Source organism: Rahnella sp. 2050, assembly GCF_040544515.1.
GTDB classification, from domain to species: domain Bacteria; phylum Pseudomonadota; class Gammaproteobacteria; order Enterobacterales; family Enterobacteriaceae; genus Rahnella; species Rahnella aceris.
Genome location: NZ_JBEPKE010000004.1, coordinates 86,030 through 100,703, shown reverse-complemented (window position 1 = coordinate 100,703; position 14,674 = coordinate 86,030). Strand labels below are relative to the sequence as shown.

Below are 14,674 nucleotides of genomic sequence, written 5' to 3'. Positions count from 1 at the left end.
CGGCCTCACACCTTTTTCGCTGCAAAGCTGGCGTTACCACTTCCGGGGGGTGTGGTGCGCGCAAAACTCTCGCGCTGAAACAGGCGTTCAACCAGTTTTACCAGTTCGGGATGCTCGACACACCAGCCCGGCGCAATACGCCGGAAGTTGAGATAGCCCAGACAACAGGCGACGGCAATATCGGCCACGTTGAGGCTTTCAGAATTGAGCAATGTACGGTTTGCCGCATGCTTTTCCAGCGCATCCAGCCCGCGCAGCAGTTTTTCCCGCTGGCGCAAAACCCAGGCTTCGTTACGTTTATCGGCATCGCGGCGGCCTTCCAGCACCAGCGCCACGGCAGCATCAGTGACGCCGTCGGCCAGCGCTTCAATTTGCTTCACGCGTAACGCTTCCAGCGGCTGCCACGGCAACAGCGTGGGCGCGACATTCATCAGTTCGATGAACTGCACAATGATCGGGGAATCATAGAAAATTTCGCCATCATCGGCGACCAGCGCGGGGACTTTTCCGAGAGGATTGTACTGCGTGATTTTGCAGCCAGGTTCGTGGGGGGTGTCATTAATGAAATCAAACGGGATGCCCTTTTCCAGCAACATCACCGAAATCTTGCGCACATACGGGCTGGTATAGCTACCGATCAACTTCATCAGACCCTCCTCGTTTTCGCCGGAACCTCTTTTAAAGCTAGCAGCCATGCCGGGGTTTACCAGTCACGGCTGCCAGATTTACAGGTTACCCGGCGGGAAACAGGAACGGGTTGATACCGCTGCCGGAAAAACCTTTATCTTCCATCCGGTCATCGAGCAGCAGCGTGGCGAGGTCGTCCGCCACGGCGTCTGCCTGCGGATCTTTATCCTGATAAATCACTTTCAGGTAAGCGCCGCAATCGTCACAGGCTTCGGCTTTCACCGTCGCCTGCTCATCGTCGATAGACCAAAGGTTCAGATGCTCCATTTCATCACAGTTGCTACATTTGGCGCGCACCACATGCCACTGGCTTTCACACAGATTGCAGTGCAGATAGCGCAGGCCGCTGTGGGCGCCAAACGCGATCACCGCAGAAACCGGCACGCTGCCGCATACCGGGCAGAACTGACGATTTTCGCCATAATCCGCCCGCCCGACACCCCGCAACTGCGCCGCCATCTGCACCCAGTACAGCGACAATGCGGCCCAGATAAACGGGGCTTCATCGGCCGGAACGTGTTTGAAATCCTGATTCAGCAACTGCGTCGCCATCATTTCCCGCTGCAGGCTCGGGGAATGTTCGAGGCGCTCAAGTACGCCGGACACCGGCTCTGATGCGCCATGTTTGAGCACCAGGATCAGCGCATCCAGCAAGGTCAGCCAGTGCGGCGTGCGCGGAAACAGACGGCAGTCGAGTGGCGGTTTACCGGCCGCTTTTTCTAATTCGCCACTCAGGTCGATACTGAGCGGAAACTCTTTCAGCACGCGCTGCTGGGCGTCGCAAATCGCCGCAGCAAAGTTCAGATATCCGTCGAGCGGGCTGTTTTCAGCCAGCGCGCGCAGACGATCGGCGCGGCGCTGATACCGTGTTTTCAGGTTGGCGAACAGTACCGGCGGGATGTTCCCCGCCGTGGTTTTATCGTCTGTCAGTTCGTCCTGTTGAACAATCTGGATGCTCATCCGGCTTTCCTCTTATCTTGTTCTTTTTTCAGCTCTTCAGCACGCACCTGACGATACCAGCGCGGATGGTGATACTTCGCCCATGACGCGGGCACTTTGCCGCCGGTCATGGCCGAAATCGACCCTTTCGCCCAGGTCGCCGCGTAGACGTGCATGATGATCACCAGAATCAGGCCAATACCGGCCAGTGAATGCACCAGCAGCGCCAGACGGATCAGCGGGATCGGGAAGTAACCAGCAAACCACGGACGCCAGATCATGACGCCGCTCGCCATCAGCAGCACAAGGCAACTGATCGCCGCCCAGAACACGCATTTCTGGCCGAAGTTATAGCGGCCTGTGTCGCCGACTTCATGATTGGTCAGCACTTTGCCGATATTTTTCGCCCACACAATGTCATCTTTTTCCGGCAGGTTGTGCTTCCAGTAGCGGAAGAACATACCGAGGAAAGAGACGAACATCACCACGCCGAAAAACGGGTGCAGGATACGCGCCAGTTGCGGGGTGCCGTAAACGTTCATCAGCCAGTTAAACGACGGGAAAAAGAAGCCGATGCCGCTGAGCGCGAGCGTCACAAAACAAAACGCCACGATCCAGTGATTGAGACGTTCCACCAGGTTATAGCGCTGGATTAACTTCTCTTTTTTCATGGTCGTTTCTCCTCATCGTCATGTTTATCTTCCCCTTCCGTATGCTCTTCCTCTTTCACGTAATTCGGCCCCACGCCGAGGAAGTGGAATGCCGCCGCGGCGAAGGTCACTGCAAAGCCGACGGCGGCCAGCGGTTTCCAGACACCTTTCCACAAGGTAACCGCCGCGCTGATGGCCGGATCTTTTGGCAGGCCGTGATACAGCTCAGGATTGTCGGCGTGATGCAGCACGTACATCACGTGCGTGCCGCCAACGCCCTGCGGATCGTATAAACCGGCATGTTCAAACCCGCGGCCTTTCAGCTCGCTGACGCGTTCTGCAGCCAAATCCTGCATCGCGGTTTTAGTGCCAAAATGAATCGCACCTGTCGGGCAGGTTTTCACACAGGCCGGTTCCTGGCCGACGCTCACACGGTCAACGCACAGCGTGCATTTGTAGGCACGGTTATCCTGTTTGTTGATGCGCGGAATGTTGAACGGGCAACCGGCGATGCAGTAACCGCAGCCGATGCAATGTTCTGACTGAAAATCGACGATGCCGTTGGCGTACTGCAAAATCGCGCCTTCCGCCGGACAGGCTTTCAGGCAGCCCGGATCGGCGCAGTGCATGCAGCCATCTTTGCGGATCAGCCATTCCAGCTTGCCGTTTTGTTCCACTTCGGAGAAACGCATCACCGTCCAGGATTTCGCACTGAGATCCATCGGGTTATCGTAAACGCCGGTATTAAACCCGACGTCATCGCGCAGGTCGTTCCATTCGGAACAGGCGACCTGACAGCCTTTACAGCCGATGCAGGTGGTGACATCGATGAGTTTCGCCACTTCCTGCTGATAATCACGGGCACGCGGCGCTGGCGTGAACCCGTTGGTTGCGGACTTACGAAGTATGTCCTGTGATTGCATTGCCATAATTCGCCTCCGTTAGACCTTTTCCACGTTAACCAGGAACGCCTTAAACTCCGGCGTTTGCGAGTTAGCGTCACCGACTGACGGCGTCAGCGTGTTGGCTAAATAACCTTTACGCGTCGCGCCTTCAAAGCCCCAGTGGCAAGGGATGCCAATGGTATCAACGTGCTTACCGTCGATGGTCAGTGGCCGGATGCGTTTGGTCACCACGGCTTTCGCCACGATGAATCCGCGCTTCGAAGACACTTTCACTTCATCGCCCTGCGCAATACCCTTCGAGGCGGCCAGACCTTCGCCGATCTCGATAAACTGTTCTGGCTGCGCAATGGCGTTCAGCAACGCGTGTTTGGTCCAGTGGCGGAACAATTCGGTGATCGAATAGGTGGTCGCCACATACGGGAAGTCTTTGGCGGTGCCCATATTCGGCAAATCGCTGGCAAAAATGCGCGCGACCGGATTGGAAATCACCGCCGGATGCAACGGGTTAGTGCCAATCGGCGATTCGATCGGTTCGTAATGCTCAGGGAACGGGCCGTCGGCCATTTTGTCAGTGGCGAATAAACGGCCGACGCCTTCCTGTTGCATGATGAACGGCCCGACACCGGACCCCGGCGCGGCGGTGCTGTAATCCGGGACATCAAAACCAATCCACTTCGCGCCATCCCAGCGGATGATTTCGCGTTTCGGATCCCACGGCTGGCCCTGCGGATCAGCGGACGCACGGTTATACAGAATGCGGCGGTTGAGCGGCCAGCACCACGCCCAGCCGGACGTACAGCCCAGACCGGAAGGATCGGCGTTATCGCGGCGCGCCATCTGGTTACCGGCTTCCGTCCAGCTTCCCGTGTAAATCCAGCAGAAACTGGCGGTGCTGCCGTCATTTTTCAGATGGGCAAACGTCGAAAGTTGCTGGCCTTTTTTCGCCAGCAGATTGCCCTGGTCATCATGAATATCAGCCAGCGCTTTGCCGTTGGCTTCGCGGGCGATTTCTTCCGGCAGCGGGTCGAGCGGATCCTGATAATCCCACGCCATATTCATTACCGGCAGCGGATTGGCACCGCCCTCTTTCTGGTACAGCTCACGCAGTTTCATGAACAGACGGGCGATAATTTTGCCGTCGTGCAGCGCTTCACCCGGTGGCTCAGAGGCCTGGAAGTGCCATTGCAGCCAGCGGCCGGAGTTCACAATCGAACCGTTTTCTTCTGCAAAACAGGAAGACGGCAGACGGAACACCTCGGTCTGTATATCGGCGGTCTGCACGTCATTCATCGCGCCGTGGTTTTGCCAGAAGTTTGAGGACTCAGTCACCAGCGGGTCGATCACCACCATATATTTGAGTTTCGAGAGTGCACGCGAGGATTTGTTTTTGTCCGGGAAGGCCGCCAGCGGGTTGAAGCCCTGCACGATATACCCGTTCAGCTTGCCTTCGGTCATCAGCTCGGCCTGTTGCAGCACGTCGTAGCTTTTGTCCCATTTCGGCAGCCAGTCAAAGCCCCAGTCATTTTCCGCCGTGGCGTGATCGCCCCAGAAGCTTTTCATCATACTGACGAAAAAGTTCGGCGTGTTTTTCCAGAAATTGACCTGTCCGTCCACCAGCGGTGCGGGCGTAATCTGATGCAGATAATCAGTGAAATTAGTCTGTTTTTCCGACGGCAAAGGCATGTAACCCGGCAGGTTCAGCGACAGCAAACCGAGGTCGGTATAGCCCTGAATATTGGAGTGACCACGCAGGGCATTCACGCCGCCGCCCGGCATACCAATGTTACCAAGCAGCAACTGGATCATCGCCGCACAGCGGATGGTTTGTGCGCCGCCGGTATGGTGCGTCCAGCCCAGCGCATACAAAATGGTCGAGGTTTTATCGCGCGCGCAGGTTTCCGCCAGAATGGAGCTGATCAGCAGGAAATCTTCTTTCGAGGTACCGCACAGACGTTCCACCAGTTCCGGCGTGTAACGGGAAACATGCTCTTTCAGCAAGTTCCAGACACAGCGCGGGTCCTGCAACGTTTTATCCTGTTTCGCGAAGCCTTTTTCATCCAGCTGATAGTGCCAGCTTTCTTTGTTATAGGATTTTTTCGCCGCGTTAAAACCGCTGAAAAGACCGTCGTTGAATTCATAATCTTCACGTACCAGCAGGCTGGCATTGGTGTATTCCAGGACGTATTCGGTCTGAATTTTATTGTGGGTGATCAGATAATTGATCATGCCGAGCAGGAAGGCCGTGTCAGAACCAGCGCGAATCGGCGCGTAGATATCGGCCACCGCAGCACTGCGGTTAAAACGCGGATCGACGACGATGACTTTAGCGTTATTTTTGGTTTTGGCCTCAATCACCCATTTGAATCCGACCGGATGCGCTTCTGCCGCATTTCCGCCCATAATTAAAATCACATTGGCGTTTTTGATGTCGACCCAGTTGTTCGTCATCGCACCGCGACCAAAGGTTGGCGCTAATGCCGCCACGGTCGGGCCATGACACAGACGGGCCTGACAGTCGATCGCCACCATACCCAGTGCGCGGGTGAATTTCTGATCCAGCAGACCGGTTTCATTACTGGCCGCAGAAGAACACAGCATGCCGGTGGTCAGCCAGCGGTTGACCGTCACGTTGTTTTCATTTTTCTCGACGAAATTGGCGTCGCGGTCATCTTTCATCAGGCGGGCGATACGGGAAATCGCCTCGTCCCACGTGATGCGCTGCCATTTATCGGCACCGGGAGCGCGGTATTCCGGATATCTGAGACGGCCTTCGCTGTGGATGTAATCCAGCACGCCTGCGCCTTTCGGGCACAACGAGCCACGACTGACCGGATGATCGGCGTCACCCTCTACGTGGAAGATATTTTCAGTGACGTTTTTCGCTCCATCGCCCTGGCTGTAAATCAGTATTCCGCAACCTACGGAACAGTAAGTGCAGTTGTTGCGGGTTTCACGGGAGCGAAGCAGTTTGTATTGGCGGGTTTCCGCCAGCGCCATGGTAGGAGTAAATCCTAATAATGCCGCCGTGGTGCCGGCCATACCACCCGCACATATTTTGAATAATTGTCTTCTGCTGACTTGCATGAAAGACTCCTTCCCATCATCTGTTAACACATTGCTTTTCAAATTGGCGCTTTCCGCAGCTGATGCGGAAGCGTTAAAATTAAAGCCAAGTACCCATAATTTTTGTACGGCTTATGTAGCCGGAATGTTTATAAGGTTATTGCTAATGGATGTCCATCAAGTAAACGAACTGGGCGAAAAAGATGACAAAAAAGTGACTCAGATCATCGGAGCCAGCCAAAAAACGGTGATGCAGCGCGCACATCTCAATGAGCCGGAAGATGACTGGATTGCTCAGGAAGTGCCCGTTGCGCTGGTTTATAACGGCATTTCGCATGTGGTCATGATGGCTTCACCGAAAGATCTGCACGCCTTTGCGCTGGGCTTTTCGCTGTCAGAAGGGATTATTGAATCGGTCAGTGATATTTACGGGATGGAGGTGACACCAAACTGTAACGGGATTGAGGTTAACATCGAATTATCGAGCCGCCGTTTCGCCGGGCTGAAAGAACGCCGCCGCGCCATGGCAGGCCGCACCGGGTGCGGCGTCTGCGGCATCGAACAGTTAGGCGATTTATTCCGCCCGCTCGCGCCGCTGCCGTTCAGCCAAACCTTTGATCTGGCAAATCTGGACAACGCGCTGCACCAGCTGAAATCCGTGCAGGAAATCGGCCAGCTCACCGGCTGTACCCACGCCGCCGCGTGGATCACGCCGGAAGGTGAATTACTGGGTGGCTGCGAAGATGTGGGCCGTCATGTGGCGCTCGATAAAATGCTCGGTATGCGTGCCAGACAAAACGACTGGATATCCGGCGCCGCGCTGGTATCAAGCCGCGCCAGCTATGAAATGGTGCAGAAAGCCGCGATGTGCGGCATCGAAATCCTGTTTGCCGTCTCCGCCGCCACCACGCTCGCAGTCGACGTTGCCGAAAAATGCAATCTGACGCTGGTCGGTTTCAGTAAACCGGGACGGGCAACGGTGTATACGCATCCGCAGCGGTTACGTTAACTCTCTCTAAGCACCGCGTGCCTTTAGACAATTTAGGATTGTTTGCGGTTATCTGGTTCTAAGCCCCGTATAACAGGCGCTTACGAGTACCCGCACAAAGCATGGAGCATAGATAATCATTTTCAATATCATTTAATTAACTATAATGATCCGACTGATTACGCGGTGCTCACAATGACGGTGCCGCCCTACACTATGGAGACGATGAACATGAGTTATTCACTGCCATCACTGCCTTACGCATACGACGCACTCGAACCGCATTTCGACAAAGAAACGATGGAAATCCATCACACTAAACATCACCAGGCTTACGTGAACAACGCTAACGCTGCGCTGGAAAGCTTGCCGGAACTGGCTGCACTGCCGGTTGAAGAACTGATCACCAAACTGGATCAGGTTCCTGCAGACAAGAAAGTTGCACTGCGTAACAACGCAGGCGGCCACGCTAACCACAGCCTGTTCTGGAAAGGCCTGAAAACCGGCACCACCCTGCAGGGCGAACTGAAATCTGCGATCGAACGCGATTTCGGCAGCGTTGACGCTTTCAAAGAAACTTTTGAGAAAGCAGCGACCACTCGTTTCGGTTCAGGCTGGGCATGGCTGGTGCTGAAAGACGGCAAACTGGCGGTTGTTTCTACTGCTAACCAGGACAGCCCGCTGATGGGCGAAGCCATTTCCGGCGCTTCCGGTTACCCGCTGCTGGGCCTGGACGTGTGGGAACACGCTTACTACCTGAAATATCAGAACAAACGCCCTGATTACATCAAAGCCTTCTGGGCTGTTGTAAACTGGGACGAAGCAGCAAAACGTCTGGCTGAAGCGAAGTAATTTCGCACTGCCGCCCTTCGCGGGCATGATGATGTTTTCGCCAATGGCGGGTCAGTGACCCGCCTTTTTTATGTCCTGAATTTGTATGCATGATCACTGTTTTACAGCGAATTATTCTTCCGTTTCCCACCATTATTAGACCCCGCTCGCATTAATCAAAAATACGCCACAGATCCTATAAAGTTTATTAAACAACCTACCGATAGATTGTTCACAAAGGCGTCACAAAACCGCATGTCTATTTAAAAGGGATGTTTGACGGAGAATGATTATGAGTAACGGATCGGGTCTTTCGCAGTGGATGAACAATCTCAAGGTCGGCACCAAACTGGGTCTGGGTTTCGGGCTGGTGCTTTTGATCGCGGCCGTCATTACCACTGCGGGAATGATTAAATTTAACGACATCAGTCAGCGTGCGGAAAAAGTCGATTTCAGTAATCAGATGAACGCATTACTCAATGATGCCCGTCTCAGCCGTACGCTTTATCAGCTCAATTACAATCCGGCATATCTCAAACAAAATCAGGACAACATAGACGCGCTGTCGCAACTGATTGAGCAGTCGAAAGACAAGCTGAAATGGGATGCCGCTGGGCAGGCAGAACTGGAGCAGGTGCCGGTAAAAATTCATGAATATCAGCAGGCACAAGCCGCATTTAAAGAAGCCGTCGACCGCAAAGATGCGGTACGCGCCAGCTGGAATCTTTCCGAAACCGAAGCCGTTGTGAAACGTTTACAAGATCAGCTGCGTGTGGAAGATGCCGATCCTTCCATTCGTCTTTCACTGGCCGAAGTCATTCAAAAACTGATCAACGTGCGTTATGACGTGCGCGGCCTGTTGCTCAACATCAACAAGGAATCGGAAGCCAGGCTGTTAAAGTCAATTGATGATACGCAGGCCAATGCTAAAAAGCTGAACGCATTACTGTTGCCGGATCAGCAGGCCACACTCGCCCCGCTGATGAGTGCGCTGGCGACCTATAAAGATCACGTTATGGCCTACATGCCGGCTTACGAAGATGAACAAAAGAACTCGCAGCTGCTGACAGTAAAAGCCGCTGAGATGAACACACTGGTCGCAAAAATATTCAAAAATGAACTGGATAACACGCATAAAGACATCAGTAATGCGCAGATGATCATGATGGTGATTACGCTGATCGTAATGCTGGTGGGGATTATCATTGCATGGCGAATCACCCGCCAGATTGCCCAGCCGCTGCGCGATACGCTGAAAACGGCGGAGGCGATTGCGCGGGGCGATCTGACTGTCGCGCATCCAACCACACGTCGCGATGAGCTGGGTATGCTGATGAACGCGGTGTCCGCGATGAGCCAGAATCTCAGTACGATGATTTATGAAATCCGCTCCGGCGTTTCACAGGTTTCTCACGCGGCGGCTGAAATCGCCGCCGGGAATACCGATCTTTCCTCACGCACCGAACAGCAGGCCGCCGCGGTTGAAGAAACCGCCGCCAGCATGGAAGAACTGAGCGCGACGGTGAAACAGAACGCCGATAACGCCCATCACGCCAGCAAACTGGCCAGCGAGGCTTCGGGCACCGCAACGCTCGGCGGCAAACAAGTCGGCGAAGTGGTCGACACCATGCAGCAGATTTCCGGCAGCTCAAAACGTATCGCCGAAATTACGTCCGTCATCAACAGCATCGCGTTCCAGACCAATATCCTGGCGCTGAACGCTGCGGTTGAAGCCGCGCGTGCCGGTGAACAGGGCCGCGGATTCTCAGTCGTCGCCTCGGAAGTCCGCATACTGGCACAGCGCAGTGCGCAGGCAGCGAAAGAGATCGAAGGGCTGATTGCCGAGTCGGTTGAACGTGTTAACACCGGCGCGAAGCTGGTGGAAAATACCGGACGTACCATGCAGGACATCGTGAAATCCGTCTCGCATGTGCGCGATATCATGGGTGAAATCGCCTCTGCTTCTGACGAGCAAAGCCGTGGTATCAGCCAGATTTCGCAGGCGATTGTCGAAATGGACAGCACGACACAGCAGAACGCCGCGCTGGTTGAGCAGTCATCCGCTGCCGCCGATTCACTCGAAGATCAGGCCGCGACGCTGACGCAGGCAGTCTCGGTATTCCGCCTGGCCGATAACGGCGATATGCTGGCCGCACCGGCATCCGCCGCGCTGCGCCGTCCGGCCCTGCCGCTGCCAGTTCAAGGCAAAACCAGTCAGGATAACTGGGAAACGTTCTGACTGATGAACCTGCGCACCCCGCATGTGCGCAGGTATTCCTTCTACTCCCGCTGCCGAATGCAGGTTATGCTTGAGCGAGTGACATTTCAGCAGCGGAGAGCTTATGCATTATCCCGACGTGTACATCGGTACCATCGAACATTATCCCGACTTTTCACCCAGTGCGATTGCCAAACGTCAGGTTGATGGCGCTGTCGCTCTGACGCCTCTCGGGCTGGAGAACGATCAGCAGGCCGAGAAGTCTTATCACGGTGGCGCTGACCGCGCGCTGTGTCATTTTCCCCGCGAGCATTACGCCTGGTTGCGCCAGCAGTTTCCCGAAGAAGAGGACCGTTTTCATCCGCCTGCGTTTGGGGAAAACCTTTCGACACTCGGCATGACCGAAGATAACGTGTATATCGGTGATATTTTCCGCTGGGGCGACGCGCTGATTCAGGTCACGCAACCCCGTGCGCCCTGCTACAAACTGAACCATTTTCTCGACTGCAAAAACCTGTCGCCGCTGTTACAACAAAGCGGCCGCTGCGGCTGGTTATATCGGGTGGTCAGTACGGGGAATGTCAGTGGCGACCGGCCGCTGGAACTGCTGACGCGCAACAGTGAGGTGTCCGTCGCAGAAGCGATTTCTATCGCCTTCAACATGCCGTTTGATGAGGAACAGTATCGCCGTCTGATGTCTGCTGCAGGGATTTCAGCGAGCTGGAGTAAAACCATGCAGATGCGGCTGGTAAATCGCAAGATCGAGGATTTTGGGCGGAGATTGTTTGGGAAGTAAGAAACAGAACGGGTATGGCTGGAGGGGTTTTTCTTTGCTCCTCCCCCTGCGAAGGGGGAGGCTGGGAGGGGGTTATAAAGACAAAACCCGAGTCAAAGCACACTTCAACTCTTTGATTCTGCTTTAATACCCCACCCCAACCCTCCCCTTCGTAGGGGAGGGCGTGTTAGTTCAGAATTCTTTCTTAGCGAAACCGGTCACCGCTTTCAGGCCCATTTCGCGGCCCAGCGCAGTCATCGGGTGAACCACCACGATACCGCGAACGGTTTTCTTCAGCGTGCCCATATCAGCCTGTTCTTTCTTGGTGATTTCACGGCTGAACAGCTTTTCCAGCTTCTGCGCTTCGGTGCTGAGTTTTTTCTCACGCACTTCTTTCAAACGCGCGATCTCGGCAGCCAGTTTTTCTTTCTCTTCTTCGTGCTTGGCGATTAACTCAGCATTACCTGCCTGAATCACGGTCGCATCTTTGTGATTAAGTGCATCCAGCATGTCGCTGAGGCGTTTAATCTCGGCTTTTTCGACTTCTTTCATGGTTTCAGATCCGTTCATGCCGCAGCGGGCACGACTGTAAATTGGGAATAATAAACGTCAGTGTATCAGGAAGTGTGCGATTCTTCAGCTTGCTCCTGCGTTTCTGCCAGCCCCGGCGGCAAACCACACATCTCACACGCCCGCTCGCCAATGCGGATCATCGCCGAAATATAGCGGGTATCGAAAACATAACAGCACGATAAACGCAGGCCATTGGCGTAGCGACCGCTCGGTGAATACAGTTGTCCCGGCGTCATGCAGATTTTATCTTTCAGTAACTGGCGGAACAGCGTGACGCAATCGACGCCCGGCGGGAAATCCACCCAGATAACAAAGCCGCCTGCCGGTTGCGTGGCGCGGGTGCCCTGCGGGAAGTAACGGGCGATCAACGCGCGCGCCTGTTCCACCTGCGACGCGTAGCGTTTGCGTAAAACCCGCAGATGATGATCGTAACCGCCCGATTCCAGAAACAACGTCAGCGTTTGGGAAAGCAAGGCGGACTCTGCCATTGACGATACCGCTTTCAGTTTATGCAGCTTATCGGCAAAGCGTCCGCCGTCCACCCAGCCGATGCGAAAATCAGGTGCCAGCGTTTTGGTAAAGCTGGTGCAAAACAGGATCCAGCCGTCCCGGTCAAAGGCTTTTACCGCCGGAGACAGCGTCGCGCCAAACTGAATTTCTGCGTAAAGCCCGTCTTCAATCAGGGGGACCTGGTGATCGTTCATCAGCCGCGCCAGCCGTTTTTTCGCCGCCAGCGGCATGGTAAAGCCCAGCGGATTTTGCGCCGTCGGCATGGCGATCACTGCATTCAGCCGTTTCTCGGTCAGCAGCATTTCCAGCACATCCAGCGACAGGCCGGTTTGCGGATCGGTGGGGATTTCCACTGCTTTCAGTCCGAGACTCGCCAGCATCGGCAGCAGATAAAAATAGGTCGGCGTTTCCAGCCCGATACTGTCGCCGGGTTTGGTGGTAACGCGCAATGCCAGCTGTAACGCCTCCATACAACCGTGCGTAATCGTGATATCCGCAGGCTCTAAAATCATGCCGAGCGTCAGTGCACGGCGCGCAATTTGCTGGCGTAACGCCGGGCTGCCCGGCGGCAGCGCGTATTGCCCGATCAGATTGGGCTGACGACGCAGCAGTGACGACATAATCCGCCCCAGTTTTCCGGTCGGGTAAAAATCGTTCGACTGCGGACAGGCCAGCGATAAGTTGGTGTAGGTGGGGTCAATTTGCGAGGCGAACACTTTGTCGATCAGATCCAGCACTTCATCTGCCGGTTCTGCCGCTGGCGTCTGCGGCTGTTCCTGCGGCTGATGGTCCAGCGCGGGCAACGCGGCACGCACATAAAAACCGGACTGCGGACGTGCCTCGATAAAGCCGCGATCTTCCAGCCGCCGGTAAGCAGCTACCACGGTGTTGATACTGACTGACCAGGTTTGTGCGCTGCGTCGCACGGACGGCAAACGACTGCCCGGTGCGAGTGTGCCACGGCGGATAGCGTCCGCCAGTTGTTCCGCCAGTTGGTTATATCGCGTGTCGCTGAAATCCGCTGTATCAGTCATGGTGTCAGTTCCGTGAAAAGTCATGGGTACAGTTTTTAGTTATGCTATCTGTAACCATAACAATAGCGTATTTCTGGTTCTGTTACCTTTCCTGTGCAGTGTTTACTCTGGTTATCTGGAAAACAGGGGATGCAGGAAAACAAAATGATCGATACCGCTTTTGTCAGTTACGTCACCGTGATGTCAATTACACCCGGCCCGAACAATCTGTTGCTGGCGGCTTCCGGGGTGAATTTCGGGCTACGCCGCAGCGTGCCGATGATGCTGGGAATTACGCTGGGCTGCGTGGTGCAGTGTGCGCTGATGACCTCCATGCTGGCGATTCTGCTGAGCTGGATGACTGTTGTGCGTCTGCCAATGGCGGCAGTGGGCTGTGCGTATCTGTTCTGGCTGTCGTGGAAAATTTACCGTTCCGGCTCGCCGAAAGAAGGCGCAAAACAGCAACCGATGAACATGATTAATGGCGCGTTATTTCAGGCAGTGAACCCGAAAGCGTGGCTGATGGCGACCAACGTGGCGATTCTGTTTACCCCGCCGGATGGCAACATGCTGCATCACACGCTGCTGATTTGTATCGGCTTCGCGCTGATCAATCTGCCCTGCATTCTGGTGTGGGTCGTGATGGGTGACAGATTACGTCAGGCGCTACGTGTGGAATGGAAGCTGAAAATGTTTAACACAATCATGGGCGGCATGATGGCATTAACCGCGCTGTGGTTGCTGGTCGGCGAAGTGCGCCATGCGCTTAACTAAAACAAATCCCCAAAATAGTTCGGGTTGCAGGAAGGCGGCAAGTGATGGAGTCCCGATGAGCTTACTCATGTAAGTGATTCGGGTGACTGAACGCAGCCAACGCATCTGTGGCTCGAAGTATGACGGGGATTTATTTTTGCACCGGAGAAAGCCTGGAAGGCTGCTGATTACTGATATGGGCGATCAGCCCTGTCACGGAAAGGACCATGGTGGAGCGGACGATTTGTTGATAGCGCTGACGTTGCATGGCGATCAGCGACTCGTCGGCTTCGCCCGGTTTCAGGAAAGTGGGCGCTGGCGGCAGTTCTGTCACGCAATGCAATTCACCGAACGGGCCGAGAATTTCATCATCGGTAAAACGATACTCTTCGCCGTCGTAATTCAGCTCTTCACGCAGCGCCATCAGTAATTCTGCATCTTCGTATTCATGACGGCTGATCACGCCCAGCGCATAAATCAGTTTGAGACGTACAGACAAATCACCGAGCGGTCCGGTGCCGGTCAGTAACGGTTCGACTGCATATTTCACCGCATAATCATCTTTACGGAAAACCTGCACCACCAGAATATCCAGCGCTTCGGCCAGTAACTCCACAGCGGTCATTAAAAAGCTGCGCACGGTTTTACCCGCATTAAGCTTTTCAAGTACACGGTTTTCAAACGCCTGAGCTTTTTCCATAGGGCTTACTTGCATTAAAGAGCCGATGCTGACAGCGCCCCTGGCGTCATCCATGATGCGCGCATGTCG

13 protein-coding genes are annotated in these 14,674 nt (G+C 54.7%); 5 read left to right on the top strand and 8 right to left on the bottom strand.

The features are described 5' to 3' along the window. Nucleotides 1–5: 5 nt before the first annotated feature. The 5 genes from ABIC79_RS16550 to fdnG all read right to left on the bottom strand — a co-directional run bounded on the left by ABIC79_RS16550 (nucleotide 6) and on the right by fdnG (nucleotide 6,265). Nucleotides 6–647 carry a glutathione S-transferase gene (locus ABIC79_RS16550; RefSeq protein WP_013573399.1) on the bottom strand — a complete coding sequence of 214 codons (642 nt, stop codon included), beginning with the start codon at nucleotides 645–647 and terminating at the stop codon, nucleotides 6–8. An 85-nt stretch (nucleotides 648–732) separates the two neighbouring features. Next, nucleotides 733–1,647 carry a formate dehydrogenase accessory protein FdhE gene (gene fdhE, locus ABIC79_RS16545; RefSeq protein ID WP_354567856.1) on the bottom strand — a complete coding sequence of 305 codons (915 nt, stop codon included), beginning with the start codon at nucleotides 1,645–1,647 and terminating at the stop codon, nucleotides 733–735. After that, nucleotides 1,644–2,297: a formate dehydrogenase cytochrome b556 subunit gene (gene fdoI, locus ABIC79_RS16540; RefSeq protein WP_013573397.1), complete on the bottom strand. Its 654-nt coding sequence runs from the start codon at nucleotides 2,295–2,297 to the stop codon at nucleotides 1,644–1,646. The genes fdhE and fdoI overlap by 4 nt, the downstream gene beginning before the upstream one ends. Then, on the bottom strand, nucleotides 2,294–3,205 hold the full coding sequence (fdxH, locus tag ABIC79_RS16535) for a formate dehydrogenase subunit beta (RefSeq protein ID WP_354567853.1): 912 nt from the start codon (nucleotides 3,203–3,205) through the stop codon (nucleotides 2,294–2,296). Before fdxH ends, fdoI begins: the two co-directional genes overlap by 4 nt. A gap of 12 nt (nucleotides 3,206–3,217) precedes the next feature. Then, nucleotides 3,218–6,265 carry a formate dehydrogenase-N subunit alpha gene (fdnG, locus tag ABIC79_RS16530; protein WP_354567851.1) on the bottom strand — a complete coding sequence of 1,016 codons (3,048 nt, stop codon included), beginning with the start codon at nucleotides 6,263–6,265 and terminating at the stop codon, nucleotides 3,218–3,220. Nucleotides 6,266–6,410: 145 nt separating this feature from the next. Here fdnG and fdhD point away from each other — a divergent pair, with 145 nt between their 5' ends. The 4 genes from fdhD to yiiM all read left to right on the top strand — a co-directional run bounded on the left by fdhD (nucleotide 6,411) and on the right by yiiM (nucleotide 11,077). Next, nucleotides 6,411–7,253, top strand: a complete 843-nt coding sequence (fdhD, locus tag ABIC79_RS16525; RefSeq protein ID WP_013573394.1) for a formate dehydrogenase accessory sulfurtransferase FdhD — start codon at nucleotides 6,411–6,413, stop codon at nucleotides 7,251–7,253. Nucleotides 7,254–7,463: 210 nt separating this feature from the next. After that, nucleotides 7,464–8,084, top strand: a complete 621-nt coding sequence (sodA, locus tag ABIC79_RS16520) for a superoxide dismutase [Mn] (protein ID WP_013573393.1) — start codon at nucleotides 7,464–7,466, stop codon at nucleotides 8,082–8,084. 271 nt (nucleotides 8,085–8,355) lie between these two features. Then, a complete protein-coding gene (locus ABIC79_RS16515; protein ID WP_013573392.1) occupies nucleotides 8,356–10,302 on the top strand; it encodes a methyl-accepting chemotaxis protein in 1,947 nt (648 codons plus the stop codon). Between the two features lie 103 nt (nucleotides 10,303–10,405). Beyond that, on the top strand, nucleotides 10,406–11,077 hold the full coding sequence (gene yiiM, locus ABIC79_RS16510) for a 6-hydroxyaminopurine reductase (protein ID WP_013573391.1): 672 nt from the start codon (nucleotides 10,406–10,408) through the stop codon (nucleotides 11,075–11,077). Between the two features lie 171 nt (nucleotides 11,078–11,248). Here yiiM and ABIC79_RS16505 read toward each other — a convergent pair whose 3' ends face one another. Both ABIC79_RS16505 and ABIC79_RS16500 read right to left on the bottom strand, forming a co-directional pair. Beyond that, nucleotides 11,249–11,608: a YibL family ribosome-associated protein gene (locus ABIC79_RS16505; protein WP_013573390.1), complete on the bottom strand. Its 360-nt coding sequence runs from the start codon at nucleotides 11,606–11,608 to the stop codon at nucleotides 11,249–11,251. Between the two features lie 65 nt (nucleotides 11,609–11,673). Beyond that, nucleotides 11,674–13,173, bottom strand: coding sequence for an aminotransferase-like domain-containing protein (locus ABIC79_RS16500; protein ID WP_354567847.1), 1,500 nt, complete (start codon nucleotides 13,171–13,173; stop codon nucleotides 11,674–11,676). Between the two features lie 144 nt (nucleotides 13,174–13,317). On the opposite strand from ABIC79_RS16500, the gene ABIC79_RS16495 reads away from it, so the two are divergent. Further along, nucleotides 13,318–13,926, top strand: a complete 609-nt coding sequence (locus ABIC79_RS16495) for a LysE family translocator (RefSeq protein WP_014333313.1) — start codon at nucleotides 13,318–13,320, stop codon at nucleotides 13,924–13,926. 130 nt (nucleotides 13,927–14,056) lie between these two features. On the opposite strand, the gene ABIC79_RS16490 is transcribed toward ABIC79_RS16495, so the two are convergent. Further along, entirely contained in the window at nucleotides 14,057–14,605 is a 549-nt protein-coding gene (locus ABIC79_RS16490) for an MltR family transcriptional regulator (protein WP_014411435.1), read from the bottom strand. Nucleotides 14,606–14,674: the final 69 nt, after the last annotated feature.